16 protein-coding genes are annotated in these 22,941 nt (G+C 52.8%); 7 read left to right on the top strand and 9 right to left on the bottom strand.

Annotation, left to right across the window (positions count from 1 at the left end; all coding sequences use genetic code 11):
- Window positions 1-255: 255 nt before the first annotated feature.
- The 8 genes from ACYVEA_RS32635 to ACYVEA_RS32600 form a co-directional block, all read right to left on the bottom strand.
- Window positions 256-2,274, bottom strand: coding sequence for a sensor histidine kinase (locus tag ACYVEA_RS32635; RefSeq protein WP_461117570.1), 2,019 nt, complete (start codon window positions 2,272-2,274; stop codon window positions 256-258).
- A gap of 329 nt (window positions 2,275-2,603) precedes the next feature.
- The gene (locus ACYVEA_RS32630; protein ID WP_461117569.1) at window positions 2,604-2,795 is read right to left on the bottom strand and encodes a Sec-independent protein translocase subunit TatA/TatB; all 192 of its coding nucleotides are present in this window, start codon (window positions 2,793-2,795) and stop codon (window positions 2,604-2,606) included.
- A 186-nt stretch (window positions 2,796-2,981) separates the two neighbouring features.
- Window positions 2,982-3,257, bottom strand: a complete 276-nt coding sequence (locus ACYVEA_RS32625) for a hypothetical protein (RefSeq protein WP_461117568.1) — start codon at window positions 3,255-3,257, stop codon at window positions 2,982-2,984.
- Window positions 3,258-3,771: 514 nt separating this feature from the next.
- Complete coding sequence (locus tag ACYVEA_RS32620; protein WP_461117567.1) at window positions 3,772-4,692, bottom strand: bestrophin family protein; 921 nt, start codon at window positions 4,690-4,692, stop codon at window positions 3,772-3,774.
- 104 nt (window positions 4,693-4,796) lie between these two features.
- Window positions 4,797-5,297: a DUF2165 family protein gene (locus ACYVEA_RS32615; protein ID WP_461117566.1), complete on the bottom strand. Its 501-nt coding sequence runs from the start codon at window positions 5,295-5,297 to the stop codon at window positions 4,797-4,799.
- Window positions 5,298-5,784: 487 nt separating this feature from the next.
- Entirely contained in the window at window positions 5,785-6,999 is a 1,215-nt protein-coding gene (locus ACYVEA_RS32610) for an alpha/beta hydrolase family protein (protein ID WP_461117565.1), read from the bottom strand.
- A 145-nt stretch (window positions 7,000-7,144) separates the two neighbouring features.
- The gene (locus tag ACYVEA_RS32605) at window positions 7,145-7,267 is read right to left on the bottom strand and encodes a hypothetical protein (RefSeq protein ID WP_461117564.1); all 123 of its coding nucleotides are present in this window, start codon (window positions 7,265-7,267) and stop codon (window positions 7,145-7,147) included.
- Between the two features lie 276 nt (window positions 7,268-7,543).
- A complete protein-coding gene (locus ACYVEA_RS32600) occupies window positions 7,544-11,515 on the bottom strand; it encodes a hybrid sensor histidine kinase/response regulator transcription factor (RefSeq protein WP_461117563.1) in 3,972 nt (1,323 codons plus the stop codon).
- Window positions 11,516-12,198: 683 nt separating this feature from the next.
- Here ACYVEA_RS32600 and ACYVEA_RS32595 point away from each other — a divergent pair.
- The 7 genes from ACYVEA_RS32595 (at window position 12,199) to ACYVEA_RS32565 (ending at window position 22,267) form a co-directional block, all read left to right on the top strand.
- A complete protein-coding gene (locus ACYVEA_RS32595; RefSeq protein WP_461117562.1) occupies window positions 12,199-13,800 on the top strand; it encodes an insecticidal delta-endotoxin Cry8Ea1 family protein in 1,602 nt (533 codons plus the stop codon).
- Window positions 13,801-14,048: 248 nt separating this feature from the next.
- Window positions 14,049-15,656 (top strand): insecticidal delta-endotoxin Cry8Ea1 family protein, encoded by a 1,608-nt coding sequence (locus ACYVEA_RS32590; protein ID WP_461117561.1) that lies wholly within the window; start codon window positions 14,049-14,051, stop codon window positions 15,654-15,656.
- A gap of 257 nt (window positions 15,657-15,913) precedes the next feature.
- Entirely contained in the window at window positions 15,914-17,254 is a 1,341-nt protein-coding gene (locus ACYVEA_RS32585; protein WP_461117560.1) for an insecticidal delta-endotoxin Cry8Ea1 family protein, read from the top strand.
- A 232-nt stretch (window positions 17,255-17,486) separates the two neighbouring features.
- The gene (locus tag ACYVEA_RS32580) at window positions 17,487-18,656 is read left to right on the top strand and encodes a lipase family protein (protein ID WP_461117559.1); all 1,170 of its coding nucleotides are present in this window, start codon (window positions 17,487-17,489) and stop codon (window positions 18,654-18,656) included.
- 55 nt (window positions 18,657-18,711) lie between these two features.
- Entirely contained in the window at window positions 18,712-19,881 is a 1,170-nt protein-coding gene (locus ACYVEA_RS32575; protein WP_461117558.1) for a WD40/YVTN/BNR-like repeat-containing protein, read from the top strand.
- Between the two features lie 20 nt (window positions 19,882-19,901).
- On the top strand, window positions 19,902-21,023 hold the full coding sequence (locus ACYVEA_RS32570; RefSeq protein WP_461117557.1) for a carboxylesterase family protein: 1,122 nt from the start codon (window positions 19,902-19,904) through the stop codon (window positions 21,021-21,023).
- 29 nt (window positions 21,024-21,052) lie between these two features.
- Window positions 21,053-22,267 carry a DUF418 domain-containing protein gene (locus tag ACYVEA_RS32565; RefSeq protein WP_461117556.1) on the top strand — a complete coding sequence of 405 codons (1,215 nt, stop codon included), beginning with the start codon at window positions 21,053-21,055 and terminating at the stop codon, window positions 22,265-22,267.
- 286 nt (window positions 22,268-22,553) lie between these two features.
- Here the strand turns inward: ACYVEA_RS32565 and ACYVEA_RS32560 are convergent, their stop codons facing one another.
- Window positions 22,554-22,853: a hypothetical protein gene (locus ACYVEA_RS32560; RefSeq protein ID WP_461117555.1), complete on the bottom strand. Its 300-nt coding sequence runs from the start codon at window positions 22,851-22,853 to the stop codon at window positions 22,554-22,556.
- Between the last annotated feature and the right edge of the window lie 88 nt (window positions 22,854-22,941).

Below are 22,941 nucleotides of genomic sequence, written 5' to 3'. Positions count from 1 at the left end.
CCGCCTGAATAGTAGCCCATTCACGCATTCACTTTATTGCGAAACAAGACTCCTTCATACAGCTTTGAAGTAGGAAGCTGGAATTGGCTATAATTAGCAGAAGGTGGATGCATTTACCATTGAGGACACATGATTCAAGGGAGTCCGTGTAACAGAAATCGAGCATTATTTGAGAATTGTCTTTAAAAGAGTATATCTTAAAAAGGCCCAACCGACCGACCGAATTACCAAAAGATACTGTCTAACCCAGTACTCTTAGCCGGGCAAGTAAACGCTAAACGTGGCTCCCTGACCGAGCTGGCTCGTGGCCGTAATCGCCCCCCCATGATTGGTCACCACCTTCTCACAAATCGCCAGCCCGATACCCGTGCCAGCAAACTCGTTTTTGCCGTGCAAACGCTGAAAAACTTGGAAGATGCGATCCAGGTATTTCTCCTCGAAACCTACCCCATTATCCACCACATCAATCCGGTGGTACTCGACCGCCACGCGACTGGGCTTCACTCCAGCCGGTAAGTCGACGGATTTCACGGGTTGCGCCCATACCTGAATCAGGGGGGGGGTATCGGCCTGGCGAAACTTAAGGGCGTTACTCAGCAGGTTCTGGAACAGCTGGCCCAGCTGGGAGGCATCGCCCGTTAGCGTAGGCAGCGGCCCCACCTGAATCTGAGCCCCCGATTGCTGAATCGTCCAGTCCAACGTAGTGAGCACGGTGGCAACAATGGTCTGGAGCGAGACGGGCGCACTCTCGTCCCGCTGGGTGGAAATACGGGAGTAGTTCAGCAGGTCCCGAATCAGCGTCGACATCCGAGCGGCCGCCGTCTGCATCCGCTCCAGATACACGAATGCCTCGCCGGTTGAGTCCGTATAACGCGTTTTTAAGAGATCCCCAAACTGCTGAATCTTGCGCAGGGGTTCCTGCAAATCATGGCTGGCGATGTAGGCAAAGGTTTGTAGGTTGGCATTCGAGCGAACCAGCAGATCATTGGCTTCGGCTAAGGCCTGGTTATTGATCATCAATTCATGGTTAGCCGCGGCCAACTCCCCCGTGCGCTGGTGCACCTGACTTTCCAAATTTGCCGACAACTGCCGAAGCTGCTCCTCACTTTGGCGTAGCGCTATCGTCTGCTCATATTCCGCCGTTATGTCCAGGTTTGTCCCCATCAGTTCCACGGGGCGTCCCGTCGGGTCGGCTACCACCCGGAAGCGGGAGCGAATATGGTGGACACGTTGGTCGGGATGGATGACCCGATAGCTGAGGCCGAAGGGTACCCCGTTCGCAATACCGGCCATTACGCTGGCTTCCGTGCGGGCCAAATCGTCGGGATGAATGCTGGCCATCTGGGCCTGGGCTACGTTGGCTAGATAACCGGGGGCCAGACCGATTAGCTCCGCTCCCCGAGCATCCAGGTACCCCTCATTGGTGAGCAGGTTCCAATTCCAGGTGCCCAGTTGGGCCACATCCAGGGCCAATTGTAGGCGGTCTTTGCTTTGTTGCTGGGATTCCAGGGCCTGTCGGCGGGCGGTAATATCGCTGGCAGCTCCCAACCATTCCTGGATAACACCCTGCTCATCGAGCACTGGAATAGCCCGCGAAAAGGTCCAGCCAATGGTCCCATCGGCTCGACGGACGTGGTGTTCCAACTCAAAGGGGCTTTTGGTGCGGATGGCCTCCTGGATCACCTGCCAGACCTGGGACTGATCCTCAGGCGGAATATAAATCTCGAGCCAGGAGGCGTTTAGATCATTTGTATCGGCCAGAAACGACTTACCCATGAGCTGGTGCATCTGCGTCCAGTCCGGACTCATCGTATAGATGACATCCGAGGAGGCTATGCCTAATAGTCGGTATTTCTCTTCACTTTTCCGTAAAGCTTCTTCGGCCAGTTTGCGCTGGGTGATATTGGTAAACAAGACACCAATGGTAGGTTGATCAAATTCGCCAACCCGAAAGGCATCGACGGCCATCCATATATCCAGGGCTGATACATAGTCCTCAAAATGGATGGGCTGACCCGTCCGGGCCACGCCGTCATAGTAATCCATGATCTGTGCTTCGGCCTGGGGTACCAGTTGCCTGATCGTTTTGCCTACCGCTTGATCGAGTCCCATTTGCTGTTCGAAAGCCGGATTGGTCAATAGATAGCGAAAATCGCTTAGGGCCGTCGTCAGGGTAGGGAGTTTTTGCAGCAAGCAAAAGCCTTGCCGGCTATGCTCAAAGGCCGTGCGGTAGACGGAAAGCAGGGAGTCGGATGGATGTATAGAGTTACTCATCAAGACGGCGAAGTAGACTTACTGTCAACTACCAGCGTTCTTAAAGGTTTAGGCATGCGGTCCATGAGCCATCACCCGGTCCAGCCCTTTTTGGTTACGGCTTTTCGTTTCAAGGTGACCGCTTCAGCACGAAACGTCATGGCCACTTAGCTAACATAAACATTCACTAATCGAGCCTTATTTGAGAATTTGAAATAAACGGCTACTGACCTCATATTGCCTTTCCTGCTACCGAAAAACCGCCTAATACCAACACAGCCCATCCGACAGTTTCCTGATGAACTGTCGGATGGGCTGTGTTGGTACAAGCTCGATTCGTTCGTCCCGATTTATTTTAGACCATCTTCGAGATTACCCCGAACGTCTTTGGTGGCGTCTTTGAATTCTTTGATGCCATTCCCCAGCCCCCGGGCCAGTTCGGGAATCTTCTTGGCACCAAACAACAACACCAAAGCCAAAAAGATAAAAATCATTTCCTGACCGCCTAACCCCATAATCGCATAAATGCTTGCTGAAACCATGATTCTTGTGATTTGATTAAATGAAAAAATGTAAACGCAAAAATTGACTTTCACGACAGGAATAGCCACTGCCTTGACACCACAGCGTCGCTATACAGATCCCCACCGGGACGTACCCCCTTGCCCAAGTATATAATCCATCAGGGCATGCTAAGCTGGTCATGCTGGCGGGCATTGATACAGACACTAGTTCTGATTATACTGGAGCTGCTGCCCGCCCGGAACAACAAACTTTCGAACCGGACTGGTAAAGGCGGCTTCCGACTCAGTCAGGACGAACTGAACCAGTTTCATTTCGTAAGCCAGTCGATCCGCTAACGAGTTGGGGGTTTCTAGAGAAACGGGAAAAGACAAGTGGCGATTCTGCGCTTCTGACAGGGAAGAAAAGGATGGTTCAGCGGCAGAAACATTAACGTCAGCGGTTGCTACAACGGGCTCTTGATTCGAGATTGTTGGGCTCATGATGGTCTTGGTTTTTAACTAAGTAGACTATGTTCTAAAAATGCTATACACTCTTTTTGAGCAGAATTAAGTCAAGAGGACCGCCCTAATCGATTAGGGAAACCCGGAGTCGTCCTTGTCCTACACCAGCCTATGCTGCTACTTGGCCTCCTGGAAAAATTACCCGGTCTTTCGGCAAGCACTTTCGCCTGATCGGATGACACAGACGGTCGGCCGCTGCCGCCACCCTGCGCCGAAGCGAATGGCTAGCGGATCAATTCTAGACCCATTGGTCTGGCCAACTTGATCCGACTATGGGACAAAAGTAGGGGGTGATCTCCACCCAGCGGTTGCCTAAATCCGCCATTTTACTTGCCCAAATCGGACAATGTTAGCTCCCTAACGCCTATTTTGCCCGTGGGAGTCCTACAGGTCCTTAAAACGCAGCCTTAGGCCGGCACATAGTACCAAAAAGAAAAGACGGTTGATCCCGTGTTGCCTATTTTTTATTTTCCATAGGTTGAGTTAATCACTGCTATAAGATATACTCCCCCTCCACGGTTTCAATGGGTTTGGGAACCTCAGCCGCGTGAAGCGTTTGCAGGACGTTAATTTCGATCGTACGTACGATCGAATCCAGCGGTACACTGGCCGGATTACCATCGAAGGGATTCACCAGGTTCAGCCCGTTCAGATGCGTGACGTGAAAGACAAACCCAATGAGCCAGCCCAGAATAATGGACCACATACCCGCGTCTTCGGCAATATCGATGGTCAGAATAACAATCATCAGCCAGATAAATACCCGGGTAAAATACAGGTACGTCACCGGAAACAAAGTATTTTTGATGCGCTCACAGCGGCCCAGGCTGTCGCTAAAGCGAACCAGCAACTCGTTCAGGGCTAAAAACGCGAAGCCATCCACTTGGCCGGTTTGCCGCAAGGTCTGCACATCCTGTGTCTGTAGATCCAGCAGGACGGCCGGAATATTCGAGTAGCGAGTAAGAATGGACAGATCAGTCGGCTCCAGATAGCACTGATAGTCGACTGCATCGGTTCCCCGTAAGCTGCTTTTGAGCGCATACACAAAACTTAAATTCCGGCGTATTAACCGGGTGGCCAGTTCATTAGGGCGGTCTTGGTCCGTTCTTACCTCATCGTACGGCTGGGTATAGGCCAGCAGTGCGCGGGTCCAGGAGCGAGAATCGTTGACTAAAGCCCCCCAGATGGTGCGGGCCTCCCACCAGCGGCTATAGGCCTGGTTGTTGTTGAAGCCAATGAAAAAGGCCAGCGTGGTGGCCAATAGGGCCGGTATGTTGTTGGGGATGCGAACGTTCCCCCGGAGTAGATAGGTTTCCAGCAGATAGGCCCCCGTACAGAGGGCAATCATCCACACATCCACCTTCCAGGTAATCCGGATGACCCGGCTTAGTCGAAGATCAGGTTTAAGCAGCATAGGAATAGCGTTAGGTAGTCGACTAAAAAGAAGGGATTGATGCGTAGCGTTAGCCTCACCTCCTTTATTCTCCTACTTTTCATAAAAATTAACGCGTGAAGCGTTTACTCATCGCGGTGTTGTAAGAGTAGCAGGGTCAACATCAGAAAACTCACGATCCGTTCAGCACTGGCTAAGCCGTTCCAGCTTGCACTTTGCCACATGGCAAACCATTCCCCGCCAACCACCTCAAAGCCAACGAACCAAATCAAAATACCAATGATAATACCCGCCACGGCCCAGTTCTTAGCGGCCTGAAACGTGATAGGATCGCTGTTTAGGTGTTTCGCTAGTAACCAGCATCCACGCAGACAGCAAACACTCATCATCGTTTCCAGTCCGATGATCAATACGTAGCCCACATGAAACAGCAGTGGATTGTTGATATGTCGGTACTGAATCCGACTAGCCGGAAAGGTGGTATCCATTTTCAGCACGTGCTCGACGAAGCGATAATTGGTGTAATAATCGGTGGTGTTACCCAGTACAATGATGAGACCAAGGAGACCGATGGCCCCTACCGAAACTGTTTTGGCAACCCTTACTAAGCGAGCAGTTGTATACATGATTCAGGCGTTAAACGAGACGTTGCGTAGGAATATATGGCACGCTACATGGGCAGGCATGACGGTCATTTCTTGAAACAGGGTCGTATGCTTACTGGATTGAATCGGTTTGATGGATGGGATTCTTCCAAAAACTCAATCGTTTTTTTGAGTTCTAGATGATGTCGGTAGCAAGTGATCCACCAATAAATTAATGTACCTAAGCATAGCATAATCATACATTGTAAAACCGTAGACCTATTACTGTGGTCGCGAACCAGCCTGAAGCGAGTCACTTTCATAACGGCGCCCCTTCGTATAGTGGACTTCAAGTACGAAATTTGCGTAGTCATCAAACAAACATGTAAGAGTAGTTTTTATAGAATGATCGATAACAGGCGCTACCTGTAAAGAGAGAGTGTCGTCATGGGAAGTGGGCAGCCTTACATTCCTTTCGTTAGTGAACGTCAATAATCCACCGATTCGCAACGCGTCAATTTCGGAAAAATCAGGATTTGGTCTGATTAAGGCCATACACGGCATCCAGCCAGTCGAAGGCGCGCTGATTGAATAGCGAGCGATTGCCGCCCTCGCAGTGTTCACCGGCTCCTTCGGCCTTGGGAAAGAAAACAAAGGTTTTCGGGCAACGCAGCCCTTCATAGACGTCCTTGGCGAACGAGGCAATGTCATCGTTTTCGACCGCGCAGACCAGCGTAGGGCAGCGGATAGCCGACACGGTATGTTTGTAGCTAAAGGTTTTGGCGAGGTTAATGTAGTCGGGCACCGATGCGGCTTGATGCACGGCAAGGCCCCGGCGTAGCGCCCACCCTTTCAGGGGGTCCTGAAGGATGCGTTTGAGGATCATCTGAGCAATCCTATTGTTGAAACGGCTTTCACTCTGGATAAGCTTCAGCAGAAAACGGGGCATGCGCCGGGTAATCGCATCGTACAAATCGAACTGGGCCGGATCCGCGATCAGGGCCGAAATACGGTGTTCCTGCGTGAGAGCCCGGGGGGCCAAATAGCCCCCCAGGCTAATGCCCATTTGCGCGATACACGCCTGATCGACATCGGGGCGGGTGGCTAGATAATCCACAACGGGCGTTACTACGTTTTCCCAATCGGGCCGGAGGGGAATCCCCTGTTCAATCAGCATGTCGCCCTGCCCCGGTCCGTCGTAGAGCAGACAGTTGTAGCCACGGCGCAGGGCGGCTTCCCCGCTTAAAAAAAACAACTCTTCGGCGGTGCCATCGTAGCCGCCCGTCATGATGAGGGTAGGACGCCTAGCCTCCGATTGATCGGGTTTGAAGAAATAGCCCCTCATGGCTGTCTGTTCATAGGGTATAGTAATTTCGTCCACCCCATAGGGGGAATACCGCATGGCCTGGCGAAATGTATCGCGCTGCTTTTGGTAGGTTACTTTCACGCGTGGGTCCGTGAGTGAGCCGATGAGAAAAATATAGGCCGTGCGGTAATAGTTAGAGGCCTTGAGGTAGGCCTCCCGGGCACTGACCCAATGGCCAGCCTGCTCGCTGCTTTGTGCTTGCTGATCCATTCGCCCGGCGGTGGCGGTCCATTCACGGTACCAGCTTTCGGTGTCTTTTTCACGGATACGGCTGGCCGTCATCAGGCATTCGCCGACATCCGCCCCATTATGATACACGTGATTGACGGCCCGCATCAATTGTCCGTCAAACATTAGATCGTTAAAATAGAGTCGCATAGAGAGTAGGAGTGTTAGGATCAACGTAGTCGCTTCGGGCTAGTTTGTGGGATTATCTTACGTAATGAGTCTGTTTGTACCTGTCGGAAACGATCAATAGTCACCAGCGACCACCCGCCAATACACGAGTACACTCCGGTTCTGGCTAGGTTCGTTGAGCCGATAGCCGCTCGGTTTCGGCCTGGACGAGGCTAGCCAGAACCGGGGTATCTTGGGGCGTTGATTCGGGTTGAGAAGTGGTGTGACAGGCTGACAGCAGCCAGGCCATTAGTAATGCGGTTCAGACAGACGGCCCGTTAACGAGCCTGACCGGTGTTGGCATGCGTGAAAATGGATTAGCGAAAAGTTCGGGGCAAGCGTCCGCCTGATCAGCAGAGACAATGACGGTTGACGGCGGGACAAAATTACCCGGGGAGCTGCCCGGCCTGGTTGCCTGAATCCGACAATTCACTTGCCCAAATCCGCCAATGTTACCTTTCAGGGCATGCCAAACCGGACTGATTGGCAAAATCAACCGAACGAAGTAGCCGAAAAGGGCGCTTTATTAGGGTTGAGACCGGGTTAGCCCGTAGGCCGAGGGGGAAACGGCGAACTGCGCTTTGAAGGAGCGGGAGAAATGAGAAACACTCTCAAAGCCGGTTTTCTCGGCGGTTTCGGACACCGAACAGCCAGCCTGTAAGAAAGCAGCCGCCTTTTGCAGTCGGTACGAGCGCATTAGCTCGGCGGCATTGCTGCCCGTCAGCGTTGTCAGCTTGCGCAGCAGCGTCCTTGGACTGACGGCTAACTCGTCGGCTAACTGCTCCACACTGAACGCCGAGTTCGTTAATTGGGTGTCCAGCACACTATACAGTTTGTGCAGGAATGGGTCATCGACGGGCAGTGGGGCCGCCGGTAGGGCTGATTGTCCCTGTCCTAACTGACTCATCTGCTGCTGCCAATGCTGGCGCAACTGCTGCTGATGGTGAAGCAAATTACTAATCCGGAGCTGCAACTCCCGAACGTTGAAGGGTTTGGTCAGGTAATCGTTGGCCCCCACCGATAAGCCCTGGATGCGTGAATCGGTCATGGTTTTGGCCGTTAGCAGCATCACGGCAATGTGGGCCGTCAGGGGGGTGGTCTTGATCCGCTCCACTAGCGTAAAGCCATCTACCTCAGGCCCATCCAGGCTGGGCATCATGACATCCGAGATGACCAGCTCAGGCAGTTCGCTCAGGCAAAGCTGCCAGCCTTCCTCCCCATTGGCGGCTGTGAGCACCCGGTAGGTACCGGCCATCTCACCGGCGATAAACTCGCGCAGCTCGTCGTTGTCTTCCACCACCAGCACCAGCGGAGCCGTAGCGGGCGCTACCAACCGATCAGGCACGGCCCCGGACTCAATACTGGGTTGATCGGGTAGTGTCTCCACCAGGGGTGCTACCGCGTCGGCCGGCTCCAGCGGCAGGGTTACGGTGAAGGTCGTGCCCTGCCCGGGCTGACTCTCGACCTTGACCGAGCCACCCATCAGGCGGCTAAATTCAGCCACCACAAACAAGCCAATACCCGTTCCTGGCCCACTACTGGCGTTAGCACTCGCTCCCTGATAAAACCGGTCAAAAATATGGGACAGTTGCTCGGGGGCGATGCCCACCCCCGTGTCGGAGACCACCAGCTGAAGCCCGCTGTGTCCACCCGCGACGTTTTCCGGGTTTAGATGCACGTCGATACGTCCACCGGGGGGGGTGAATTTGAGGGCGTTGGCCAGCAGATTATAGCCGATCGACTCCAGCTTATGGGCATCGAAGCGGTAATCGGCCGTTAGGCCCGAGGCTTCGTAGGTGAGCTGAAGCCCCTTTTTTTCGGCGCGGGGCCGGAACGAATCGACCAACTGGGCAACGAAAGCCGGCAGATTGCCCTGCGACTCGGTCACCGTCAGTTGGCCCGCTTCCAGCTTGGCGATGTCCAGGAGTTGATTGATCAGCCGTAACAGGCGCTGGGCATTGCGGTACATCACCCCGTACTGCTGCTGCAGACTGGATCGGGACATAGGGGGGAGGGGCTCCATGAGCCGCTCCAGGGGATTGATGATCAGCGTCAGGGGCGTTCTGAACTCGTGGGTGATGTTGGTAAAAAAGCGGGTCTGCCAGTCGGCGTTCTGCTGGATCAGGCGGGCCTCCTGTTTTTGCAGGGCGATTTCCTGGCCAAGCTGCGCCTGGTTGATCCGGTACTGGATGTAGGCCCGGATCAGCACCAGGAGCATCAGTCCATAGACGCCATACGCCCACCAGGTTTGCCACCAGGGTGGATCAATCACAATCCGAAGCGTTTTCATTAGCGGGCTCCAGTGGCCCGAGGCATCGGCGACCATGGCCCGAAATTCGTAGCTGCCGGGGGCCAAATGGGTATAGTTGGCCAGGGTTTGATTGCCCACGTAGACCCAGCCGGCATCCACGCCTGCCAGCTGGTAGCGATACTGAAGCGTGGTGGGTTTGTTGAACTGTAAACCGGCAAATTCCAGGCTCAGAAAGTTTTGGGTATAAGTTAAGCGTAACGTCGGCGTGTCGTTGATCGAGCGCGTCAGGGGCGATCCACTCGGACGAGGTTCGATGGGCACATTACCGATCCTGAGCGCCGTCAGGGCCAGGGGGATAGGTCGGGGCGATTCCTCCAGGGTTAACGGATTAAACACCGTCATGCCGGTGATGCCCCCGAAAGCCAGCCGCCCGTCGGGGAGCTGAGCCGCGTGCTGGCGTCGGTACTCAATATCGAGCAGCCCGTCGTCGGTGGTAAAGTGACGCATCCGCCCGGTGCGGGGATCCAGTCGGCTGATGCCCTGCAAGGTACTGAACCACAATCGCTGGTGGGAATCGGTGAGTAACGTGTTAATGGTGGCGTTGGGCAGGCCCTGCCGCTCGGTCCAGTTCCGACAGCGCAGGCTGCGGGTGTCCAGGCGGCTGAGCCCTTCCTGCGTACCTACCCAAAGTACGCTGGTATCAGCTGGGTCAGCCGCCAGACACAGAACCTGGTCGGAGATGGGGGAGGTGGAATCGGCCGCCTGAAAGCGCAGGTGGTGCACGATACGCCGCCTACGCAGATCATAGGCGTATAGGCCATTGAACTCGGTTCCTACCCAGACCAGCGAACCCATCGGCTGAATATCGCCCACCCGTTCTAGTCGCAGCGGCCATTCGGCCAGCACCCGCCCCGTCGTATCGACCTGGAGAAGGCCTCGGTAGGAATTATAGAGCCAAATCTCCCCAGCGGTAGTCACCTTCAGGCCGTTGCCGGGAATAGAATTGCTGGAGTAGATAGGGGCCGAAGGCTGAAACTGGTGGTGCTTTAAATCCGCGCGCGACAGCCGGTAAGCCCGGTCCATATAGCCCGCCAGATAGCGCACACCTTCACTCCAGCGTAGCGAGTACGCCATCTCATCGCCCCTGATGTAGTTTGGTACGGTCAGTCCCAGCTCACCGGCCAGCAGATCGACCAGGTAATTGACCCGGTAGGGGTACGTTTTGGTGGGCAGCGCTTTCAGATCTAGCTGCTGCACGCCGTCGCCGTTGGTGCCCACCCACAACATACCGGAGCGGTCCAGCAGCAGGGCATGAAAGTAGTTCTGGTAATCGATGCGCGACGCCGTCCAGAGGGGGGTAATCGTATCGTCAGGCGAGAGTCGGTACACGCTCATGCCGTAGGTAAAGTACGTATTGCCATCGAGTCCAGCGTGCAGCACGCCGGCCCGGATGGATAGCTTGTCCGGTATAGAGATGGTCCGAAACCGGTGGGTATGGGGCGAAAAAGCGATTAAACGGCCGGGAGCTACGGTCAGTAGTTCACCATTCGCCCGCCGGCTAATGGGAATGCCCAGATAGCTTTCGACGGCCCCCTGCTCCCCTAAACCGGCGAAGGGCCAGGCCTGGTACTGGCCCGTGCGGGTGTTTAACTCGGCGATGCCGCCCGGATAGGGTGCGTAGATGCGGTGTTGACTGGAGTCCAGCAGCAGATGGTTCCCCGCAAAAACGTCGTCCGGCAGGAAATCCTTCGGTAAGGGGTGGCGGGTGAATCGATTCTGACGAAGCGAGTACTCGGTCAATTGCCGTTCATTACGAACCCAAAAATGGCGTTGGTCGGCCGTTAACAGAATGTTAGTCACCGGGATACGCTCCTGATCGAGCCGCTGGCGAGTGAGCAGGTCTTTGACCTGTTCGGTTTGGGGGTTAAAGAGCTGAATCGTTCCCGTCTCCAGGTGGACCAGCAAGGCACTGTCTGAAACGAGCTGGAGTGAGGAGATCACGTTATTGGCTAAGGAGCTGGGATCACGGGGTTGATGGCGAAAGAGCTTGAAGCGCCGACCGTCGTAGCGGGCCAGCCCGTCGCGGGTGGCGATCCAGATAAAGCCCGCCTTGTCCTGCACGATGCCGGACACGTAGTATTCGGGTAAGCCCTGCCGAAGACTCAGGTTACGACTGGGTACGTGCTGAGCTACCAAGGAATGCATAGCCAGCATGAACAGAACCGTAAACCAACGTCTTGCTACCATGTCGTGTAGGGGGTAGGTTAGCCGGTTTAAATATAGTTAATAGGGCGTATTAATAGATACGTTTGCCTGGTAAGTAGCCCTCCTTGAAAAGGAATTGTGGCCATATGGTACCCATACACCTTAGTCTGAACCAGTCCGCTAGTGCGGTCGGTCCGGCATCATTCCGGCGCAGGGTACAGGCCGCCCTGCGCAAGTTGAGTTTCTCCCGGCAGGTAGTGGCATTAGGTACGATGTGTCGCTCAGATAACTGCTTTTAACGAGTTGGGTGTAAACGCATCGGTGACCTGACTTCGCTCGATTATGTTTCGCTCTCAGCTGATAGGCTCACCCGGGCTCGCTCTGAAGTCAATCTAGCTTTCGTAAAACATCTTCTGCTAATTCTGTTAGTAACCTTCCGAAAGTGTGTCTGAAAACGGCCTGGAACGCAAAATTGGCGGATTCAGGCAAGCATATTGGCGGATTCAGGCAACCAGGCCGGGCAGCTGCCCGGCTAATTTTGTCCTGCCGTTGAGCTTCCTGGCCACCGCTGTGCACAGCGTACCATAAGCCCCGGCCAGTCCCATACACAGGGTCTCGTAAGGGGGCTATTAAGTAGGTATACATTATGTATCTACGCCATTGATGCCCCGCTGCGAGCCACCCGGAATCAATCAACTTTCTCCATCCGTTTAACGACTAATACCATGTTTTCACAAACAAGTAAGACGACTCGCCGACAATTTCTGGAACGTTCCATGCTGGGATTCGGCAGTGCATTTCTGTTACCCAGCCTGCTGCAAAGCTGCATGCAAGACCATGTCATTCCCGATCCAACCAAGCCACCAACGAATCCTCCGGCTTTATTCGATGCGCAAATTGATTGGAATGACGACGCCAAAACAGCCGTCACCACCGCGCTTGGCATGATCCCTGAAGCCGGTGAAATTCTTAGCGGATTAGTTGACATCTTTTGGCCTAAATCAAAGGAGGATGTATGGGGCAAGGTCAAAACCCAGGTGGAAACCTTGGTCCAGCAAGACATCGCAGCCAGTGTCTATCAGCATGTACAAGAAGATCTGGATGGCTTGAATACTCAGCTGTCGACATATCTGACTTACCTCAATCCCAAGAATGCAGATGGAACACCTGGTGTTAAAGATTTTGAGGCAATTAGAGGGGAATGGAGGGCAGTTAGGACAGCGTTTGATGGTGCGCTTCCCCATTTTCAATCAACTGCAGCTCCTCAGTACCAGTTGCCGCTATTAGGCTTGTTTAGCCAGTTTGCCAACCTGTATCTGGGTTTTTTACGCGATGCGGTAGCCCATGGAAGTGAATGGGGTATGCAAGAGGCCGAGCTGCAATCAATAACTACTGCGTTAAAAAATAATATCAATGATTATTATCGCTATACCGCTCAGACGTATAATGACGGTCGACTAAAGCTCTGGAATTCGACAAAGCGAAATGACAATCTGTGCGAGCCTTTTCGAACCGTTAATAATTACGACCGCCAGATGACCTTAACGATCCTTGACTTTATGTATAGCTGGTACTATTATGATGTCACTGTTTACAAAAGTACGCCTGGCAATCCGATAAAGGTAGAGATAACCCGCGAAATCTACTCGGATCCCTATGGCAGTTGTGATGACAGCGGAGTGATCGGGATAACGACGCCGGTGCCAACGCAGCGTCCTACTAGTATAACTGTATGGGGATATGATCGAATTGATGCAGTTCAATTAACCTACCCAGCCAATAGTGGTCCTGGTGGTTTAACCACAACGCCCCGGATGGGTAATCAGAATGGGGGCAATACTCAGCCCCCCCATGGCGGTATAATTACGAATACGCCCAATAACCCAATCATTGCGGCCAGCGTCTATTATGCTTTGTTTAAGTACAATAGTTACGTTAGTAATCCTCTTGTTGCTCAGTTGCAATTCCTGTTTGATGACAGGACAACGACAGATGTAATGGGTGGAACGGCTGGATCAATTAACGGCGTTAGCAACACAGATTGGATCGGTTATCCGTATGAGGCTTTGTCCAGTATACACATTAACGGAGTAAATAAAGTGCTGGGAACGGCTGACAGCATTGTATTTGGCTTTACATACTGGAAATCGCCGGATGCCCAAGTGGAAGCGCTTCGTAAAGTGTATGTAACAAGCCCTACAGAACGCTCGGTGTCTGATTTTGCCCAGGCCTACCCGAGCCTTGCCGTACCGGCGGGTCTGATTACCGACGAGTTAAAGGCGGCTCGCAAAGCGTATTGGGACTCGATTAAAGCGCGCGCTAAATAGACTGCCGGGCCTTCGTCAGCAAGTTAATGGATCAATGGCCCGGGCAGCCGGCCTGGGCCATTGATCAGGATTCTGAGTTCTCGCGTGGATGTCCGGCCTGTTCGTTGGGTTGGTCCATTGCTTGTAAAATCACGCGGCATATTCCCTTGACAACACCTAATTGATGATTATGCTGACGGGGCTATGCCGCCCCGCTGCGAGCCACCCGGAATCAATCAACTTTCTCCATCCGTTTAACGACTAATACCATGTTTTCACAAACAAGTAAGACGACTCGCCGACAATTTCTGGAACGCTCAGCCTGGGGCTTTGGCAGTGCCTTTCTTTTACCTAGCCTAATGATGCAAAGCTGTATGACCGATCATATTATTCCTGATCCAACCAAGCCACCGACAGATCCTCCGCTTTTAGGCGATCCGCAAATTGACTGGAATGACGACGCCAAAATACTCGTCTCCAGTGCGCTTAGTATGGTCCCCCAAGTCGGTGGAATTCTTAGCGGTTTAGTTAAAATCTTCTGGCCCAACGATCAGCCAAGTCCGTGGGACCAGGTCAAAACCCAGGTGGAAGCCTTGGTCCAGCAAGACATAGCTGCTGAAGTCTACCAGAATGTATCCGACGATCTAGGCGGCTTGACCCCTATACCCTATGGCTTAATTGGCTACATAACGCTTTATCTGAATGAGCTCAAAACCGGTACCCCAGAGTTAATCCTAGAACGATGGGGGGACGCCCGAGGGGCGTTTGTTGGTGCACTTGGCCATTTTCGAGAAAAAGGGTACGAGTTGCCGCTATTAGGCTTGTTTAGCCAGTTCGCCAACCTGTACCTGAGTTTATTACGCGATCCGCTACTGCCTAAGGAGCGAGGTTTTGAAGAACTCACCGGGACAAGCTGGGGTATGCCCGATGGTGACATTCAGCAACTAAGAACCGACTTACAAAATGCGATCGCAGATTTTATCGACTGGCCCAATTATTTTGTCTTGCAACATCTGCAAGACTTGAAAGTCGCTACGAAGCCAAATTATGAGCTGTGCCAGCCGTTCAGAACCGTAAATTCATATGTCAGCGGGATAACCACTATGGTCCTTGACTATCAGGATATGTGGCCTTATTATGATGTCACTAAATATCCGAATGGATCAACTGCGTCGTTTACCCGTGAAATCTACTCGCAACCCTATGGCAGATGCTATAACAGTGGAGATATTGTTTTAGCGCTGCCTGTGCCGACCCAGCTTCCGACCGGCATAGTGGTCTGGTCCTCTGACCGGATTGACGGAGTTCAGGTAACCTACCCAGCCGGTAGTGGACCTGGCGGTATGACCCAAACAGCTCGAATGGGCAATCAGAGTGGCGGTAGTGGTACAAGTATCGTTCCAATACCCGGCATTCCTATCACGGCTGCCCGGGCTTCAGTCAGTTCTTGGTATGACGGAAATTATTTTAACACTCCTGATTATCTCCTCGCTCAGATACAGTTCGGGTTTGCGGATGGAGGAACAACAGATGTACTAGGCACAAATGATGGAGCCTATGACCAGGTTGGCTATTGGTCGGATTGGGTTGGGTTTCCCAATAGGGCGCTGTCCAGAGTTCATGTCAACGGAGTTAATAAGCGCACGGGCACTGCGGACTGCGTGGTGTTTGGATTCGCACCCTGGACAGATCCAAAGATGAGCTTAAGAGCCGTGAAAACCCTGTATATAACAAGCCCAAAAGAGCAATCGATGGCCGATTTAGCCAAAGCCCATCCCAAAGTTGCCATTCCGGCTGATCTGATCACCGACGAGTTAAAGGCGGCTCGCAAAGCGTACTGGGCGGATGTCGAAGCGCGTGCAAAAGCCTTAAAATAGCCCGCATTGCTTTCTCCAGCAGGTGAATGGATCAATGGCCCGGGCAACCAGCCTGGGCCACTACATCAGGAATTCGAGTCTTCGCGTGGAAGTCCAGCCTGTTCGTTGGGTTGGCCTATTGCCTATAAAATTACGTGGTATAATCTCCTGCCAACACCTAAATGATGATTACGCTGACAGGGTTATGCCGCTTTGGCGCCCCGATGCGAGCCACTCTGAATCAGTCAACTTTCTCCATCCGTTTAACGACGACTACCATGTTTTCACAAACCAATTTAACTACGCGCCGACAATTTCTGGAACGCTCAGCCTGGGGCTTTGGCAGTGCCTTTCTTTTACCTAGCCTAATGATGCAAAGCTGTACCGATCACAACATTCCGCCAATCGACCCTCCGGTTGTAGGCGACCCGGACATCGATTGGAATGAGCTTATAAAAGAAGCCGTCATCACAGGGCTTGGAAAGATACCCGAGGTTGGTGCATTGGTTAGCTTAATAGCTAAAATCGTTTGGCCCAATTCAGGAGACACCCCGTGGGACAAGGTCAAAAACCAAGTGCAAATAGTAGTAAATCAATCGATCGCCGATAACAATTACAGTCAGGCAACAGGTAGACTGCAGGGCTTGAGTACTGCTGTATCCAATTACAAGACACAAGTCGATTTGAAGGTGGATGTCAAGAAGTTTTGGATTGATGCTTATAATGATTTTGGTATTTTTCAACGCGATTTCCAACAACCAGGGTACGAGATATTGCTGTTGCCTTTATTTACCCAGTATGCCAACATGTATCTGGCTCTACTCCGCGACGCGATGAAGTTTGGGACCAGTTGGGGGATGACCGATGGCGAGATTCAAGCTTACTATACTGTATTGGGCAATAAGATTACGGAGTTCTTACAATATACCACGACCTGGTATACTAATGGCAGAAACATTCAACTGACTACAACGCGAGATGACCATACCGTCGAGCCGTTTCGATCCATCAACGCTTATGATCGCTTTATGACGATGATGGTTCTTGATTATTCGGATACGTGGATATTTTATGATACAACCCAATTTCCCGATGGAGCGCCAGTAAACTATCGGCTGTTTGACAGCGAAATTTACTCAGACCCCTTTGGCAATACTTATAAATACTTTGGTGATCATCCCACCGTCGCCTTACCCTCACAGGCAAACGCGTTTCCGACTCAGCTAACCGTATGGGGTAGCAAGGACATTGGTGCGGTCCAGCTAACCTACCCAGCCGGTTACGGACCCAATGGGGCTACTACCACGCCCCGGATGGGTGATACGCAGAGTGGCAATCCGAACACATATGACCTATCGCCGAGCCAGCCGATTCTTGGTGTTTCCGTGTCCTATGACTATGCTGCGGAACGGAACTTCACGATGGTTATCAACACGCTTCAGTTCACATTTAGCGACGGCAGCTTATCGGCGCGGTTGGGCCAGAAACCAGGACAATTCCAGCAATATGTTGCGTATGATAATTATGCGCTGTCGAGTATTTACATTCAAGGAGTCAATGAACAGTTAGGGCAATACGCCAATTGCATCGTGTTTGGATTTAGGCGCTTCCCGCACTAAGTAAAAGCCCCACAGAACGCTCGGCGGCTGATTTTGCCCAAACACGTCCGGGCCTTGCCATACCAGCGGATTTAATCACTGACGAGTTAAAGACGGATTGGGATGGTCTGGAAGCGCGCGAAATAGCCCCCATTGTCTTCGCTAAACGGCTGATTGAAAATGGCACTGGTAATATGCCCGGACCAGCTGTCATCTGATTGGGCGAATGTGGGCCAATCCCTACCGAAAAATCATGAAAAAGAAATCTCCGTTTACTGCCCTACTGTTGCTGGGCGTCGTTACCCTGGCGGCCTGTAGCGACCATCTGCTGCCGCCGGAAATTGGGCAAGGGGCATCCCCAACCGATACCCACAACCGCATTGCCCTGCTGGCAATGTTCGCCGATGTCAACTACGACCTGGTGGCTGCGTCGGAGGCCGAGTTAAGCCAAAACACGCTGCGCATCAATGAGGCTCTGCAAACCAATGCCGACGTGCGGGCCTTTCTGGGCGCCGACTGGCAGGTCGTCTGGGGACCCGCCATTTCGAACAGCATCAAAAAATTCAGCACCAGCAAAGTCGATAGTTTTGTGACCGACAACACGATGTACGTGGCCCGGGGTACCGACGAGGCTACGGGCAAGCCGCTCTACGTAGTGGCCATAGCGGGAACGAATGCGGTTTCCAGGAAAGGCGCCCTGTGGGAAGATCTCAATGTGTTCGACGAAACCAATTGGGGCACCCAAAAACCCTGGAGCCGACCCAAAAGTGGCAAAGTCAGCGCGGGCAGTGCCCTGGGTTTCAGTATCCTGAACGCCATGGCCGATCCGGCCACGGGCAAAACCCTGCTCCAGTTTCTGGGAACACTGGCCGAGGCTGGTCCAGCCGATATTGCCTTTACCGGCCACAGCCTGGGGGGAGCCCTGTGTCCGCTGATGGCCCTTCATTGCATCGAGTGGAACGAGCAGATGGGCGATCACAACCTTCAGGTGAGCGTTTACCCCATTGCCGGCCCGACCCCCGGCGACGAGGAATTTGCCGGTTATGCGGCCCGGAAATTTGGCACCCGCTACCATTCGGTCATCAACGCCCATGATATCGTGCCCCATGCCTGGCAGAAAGATCAATTCGCCAAGATCCCGTCGCTTTACCAAAACAGCCCGCCGTTCAACCCGGGGGGTAAGGAAGGGTTTCGGTTATCGCTCAGCGATCAGCTCAAGTTCGATGCGGCTAAAGAGCTGATCGATCGGAAAGGCTACCGGCGGATTGCGCCTGAGGGGGAATTTGTCTTTTCCGGCAGCCCGAATGTCTATCCCGGTGGGGCGGGTAGTTTTTTTGCCGAGGCCAAGTACCAGCATACCATCGCGTATTATACCGAGGCTTTTGGCTTTCCGGCCCCGGTGGTTGCGCTGCTGGCCAATTAAACTGGCGGTAGCGCATCCGTTCGTCCCGATTTCTCTTTTTTACGTAAGCTCTACCATGCCAAAAACAGCCACTAAACACATCCGTCAGCTAGCTCTTTTCAGTACGTTTCTAGTCATCACCCTAAGCTGCATGACCCAGGACCATGCTGGTGTCAGCCCACAGACGGGCCCGGGTACACTCATTGATCATGGCTCGATTCCGGTACCGGTAGAGGGGCATGCTGAATTTGCGGAAAATGAATTCCAAACGGCCACCTACCAGAACCATTTTGTCTTTGTGGCCACATCGGATGGCCTGTGGAAGAATAATCTGCTCACCAAAGAATGGTCCCGAAGCGGCCTTGAGGGGAAACGGGTCTCCTGTATTTTCCGGCATCCTACGATTGAAAACAAGCTGTTTGCCGGTATTAAACCCGCTGAACATTCCCCGGAAAAAACCCTATTTATCTCCGACGACGGCGGGCTAAGCTGGCAGGCGGCCCAATCACCGGTTTACGATGAGTTGGAAAATCGGTATGAAACCTACGTCAGTCTGGCCGTCAGGCCCAATCATCCCGATCAGATCTATGCCAATATTGGCGGCACTATGATCGCCGTATCGACCGATGGAGGCCTGAACTGGCAACGAATGAATCACGAGCAACATAGCGATCTTGGTTATCGAAGCACGATTGTTTTTCTACCCAATAACGCGGGCCAGATTTTTCAGGGGAGTGAAAATCCGTTCGATGATGCCTGGCTGGGCCGCTATGATATAGACCCGAGCGATCCGGTGAAGCTGAAAAATTTTACCAAAGTGGTGGATATGGGCGTTTTCGGCAATCGACGGCCGGTCGAACTGCAGACCCACACCTATACCGGCAACAGCATTTACGTAGGGCAGGAAGGGGCTCTGGCCAAAGTAAGCGCCCCCACCCCCCAATTCATCTTTAAAGCCGAGGAAGCCAATCCTGCCGTTCCGTATATGTATATCTATGGGATCTGGGTCGATCCAAAAGACACCCATCATCTTCTGTTCGGGGGAGCCGTCAATGCGGAGAGTCAACCCTCGTTAAGTTTATTTGAGACCTTCGACGAAGGGAAAGACAGTAAGCCGGTAACCGCAGATCCCACGCTGGCCACTGCCGAAGTGAGCAAGATCGTTGCCACCGATACGTATCCGGCCATCGTGCTATATGATCCCACCACGAAACGTATCCGGCTTTTTCTGTATAAATCCGCCTAGAAACGCAAACCAGGCTAAAAATGGGGAAGTCATTTTCGACAGCAGCCACTAACCGTAGCTCCGTCTATTCATCGATAAAACGGAATGGGATCGCGCTCAACGAAATCGTAGTCAACCGTATCCTGTCCAAACCCGCACAGAAGCAAGCTGCTATGGGTTTCCGGTGGCTGTATTTTCTGCTTTTATCCACGGCATTCCCGGCCCTTTCCCAAACTGCACCGCTGAGCGTTGCGTCGGCTCGCCACCTAGATCCGATCAATCCCTCGGCTCACAAACAGAGCTTTACCTACGCCACCAAAGATTCCATACCGTTGGGGCTGGATGTGTATAGCCTGGGAGATAGGGGGACGATACGTAAAAAACCGTGCGTGCTGTTTGTGTTCGGCGGTGCCTTTATGGCCGGCCGGCGGGATGACAGTCTGTATAACAACTATGTCAATAGCCTGCTCGCCCATGACTACGTGGTGATCTCGATGTCTTACCGGTTGGGATTGAAAGGGGTCAAGAACCTGTCCAAATTCAACATTGCCCCTTTAGAGAAAGCCATTGGCATGGCCGTGGATGATGTCTATGATGCCACCGACTGGATTCTGGATAATGCCCCAAAACTTGGAGTTGATACGTCCCGAATTATTCTGTCGGGTTCCTCCTCGGGAGCCATTACCGTGCTGGAAGCGGACTTTAACCGCCGAAACCAGAAACCCAATGCCAGTAAGCTACCCCCTGCTTTCAACTACGCGGGTATCGTCTCCTTTTCAGGAGCGATCTTCAGCGTCGATGGACGGCCCAAATTCCGCATTCCGCCAGCGCCGGTTTTACTGTTTCACGGCACGGCCGATAAGATGGTGCCCTATGAGCAGATTCGCTTCCTGAACCGGGGCATGTTCGGCTCGTCCGCGATTGCCCGGGTGTTCAAAGCCAACGGCTATCCGTATTACATCTACCGGGCCGTAAGGCTTGGTCATGAAGTGTCGGTGCTGCCCATGATCGATCAGCTGCCCATCATTCACGAGTTTCTGGATCAGTTTGTGAGCAAGCCAAAAGCGTATCAGATCGATTTGTCGGTCAACGATCCAACGGCCAAACCCCTGATGGCGTTGACCCCAAAGGAGGTCTTTAAAAAATTACAGCAGCCTAACTGAGATGGGGGTGAACAGGCCCTTAGCAATCTATGATCCACGCCTTTTGCCGTCCCGTCGAGCGGATTACCACCCTGGATGTACTCTGGGGGCTGGTGCTGCTGGGGCTATTGATATCGCAGGCGTTTGGTCCGCTTGCCTACCCCCAACCGGTCCATATGCTGCACCTGGCGCATCACCCCGCCGAGCTGCCGGTTCAGTTTATGATTCGGCTACTGGTGAGTGGTCAGTTCGAGCGGATGGGTAGCTTTTTGTTCGGACTGGGGGTTTATCGGTGCTGGGGGCAAGCGGGGCCGGATGGTCCCGGACTGGATGGTCCCGGTCGGACCGACGCTCGGTTGGATGGTCCCGGACTGGATGGTCACCGGATCGTCCGACGGCTATTGATCGGCCTGTTAGGGATCGGCCTGGGCCTGAGTCTACTGCTTCGCTCGGTTGATTTACTGGTTCAGTATTCGCTGCTGGGGTTTACCCTGCTTTATTTTGTAAACCAGTCGGTGGTGAGCCTGCTGAGCTGGATGGTGGGTATCACCCTACTGGCTATGCTAATGCTCAGTATAGTGGGGCTACTGCATCCCGCCAGCGTAACGTCCCACGGCCTTTTCGGTTGGCAGTCCGTTAGGCACTGGCTGCTGACGGGTAACTCGGTAAGCCAGGATTTATCGTCCGTTCTGTCCTACGAGTTGATGATGCTGGGGGGATTACTAGTGGGTAAGCTGGCGATCGTGCATCCAGATCAAAAGCTCAGGGTGCGGTTATCCCTGCTACAGTTAGGGCTACTACCGACAGCTTTTCTCCTCAAAGGAGCCTGGGTGGTCATGGCGCTTGGGCTGGTGGTACTACCCCCACGGGTTATAGACTATCAATTCCTGCTGTTGTCTCTCAGTGGTTTTCTAGGGACCTTGCTGTTAACGGGAGTTTATTTATTGGATGTGGCAATAAACACCCGAATAGCCCCTTCAGGATGGGCTCGATGGATCGGCTGGATCGGCCGGTTTGGCTTATCGAATTATGTCTTCCAGTCGATGCTATGTACGCTTCTGCTATACGAGTACAGGATAGTGGCACCAGGCCCACTCCCTGCGTGGGGAAGGGGTACCATCGTAGTGGGCATTTACAGTTTTCAGATCGGTCTCAGCTGGCTATGGAGAAAACATCACCGTCTTGGGCCCCTGGAATGGGTTTGTCGCTACTGGCTCTACGGCAAAGCGGGCCCATCGAATTCAGTAACCACGGCTAAGCTATAACCAGGATTCGTAGTGAGAGCTACTCTTCCTGAAGCAATTGGTTTGTACTTAAACAAATCGTAACATTTAAATCTGGTTTACCATCTCAACAAACCCCCGTTTCAAGCGACGGTTGCCAAACTTATGTCGTTTGCGTTAATTCTAACTACGCTCAATCTCAAATTGGCGTCTCATGAATCAAATTCAAAATCTCATATTTTAGATGAGTTTGTGAGACTGATTTTTTTCCAAATGACGGCAGCGGCCGACCGTGAATTTGGTCCCTTTTTTTAGATTTGCCCAACCCTTAAAGCTTACTAGCCTGAATCCTGGCTATGCGTAGCATTTCCTCAGCTACCTCGATGGCTTCATACTTTTCGTGCCGCTTCAACTTCTCAACATAGCGTTCGTAGCGAGCGATGACATTCTCAACCGTGAAACCCTCCCGCATCACCTGTAGCGCATGGTATTCAGCGGGCAGGATAGATACCAACCGCGGCGACAACTCCACAAAGATTAGGGGAACATTCTGGGGAAATGTGACTTCATCCACAAAAGCCAGCTGCCTAACGGCTAGTGCATTCCGGGCAATTTCTTCTTTTGTCATAGGAATAGTATAACGAAAAAAGCCACGGCAATAAGATGTTATCTATGCGTTATTTGTATTATATATAACAAAACAGTATTATAGCAGT

Source organism: Spirosoma jeollabukense, assembly GCF_054777855.1.
This window is presented reverse-complemented; position numbering and strand designations above follow the sequence as displayed.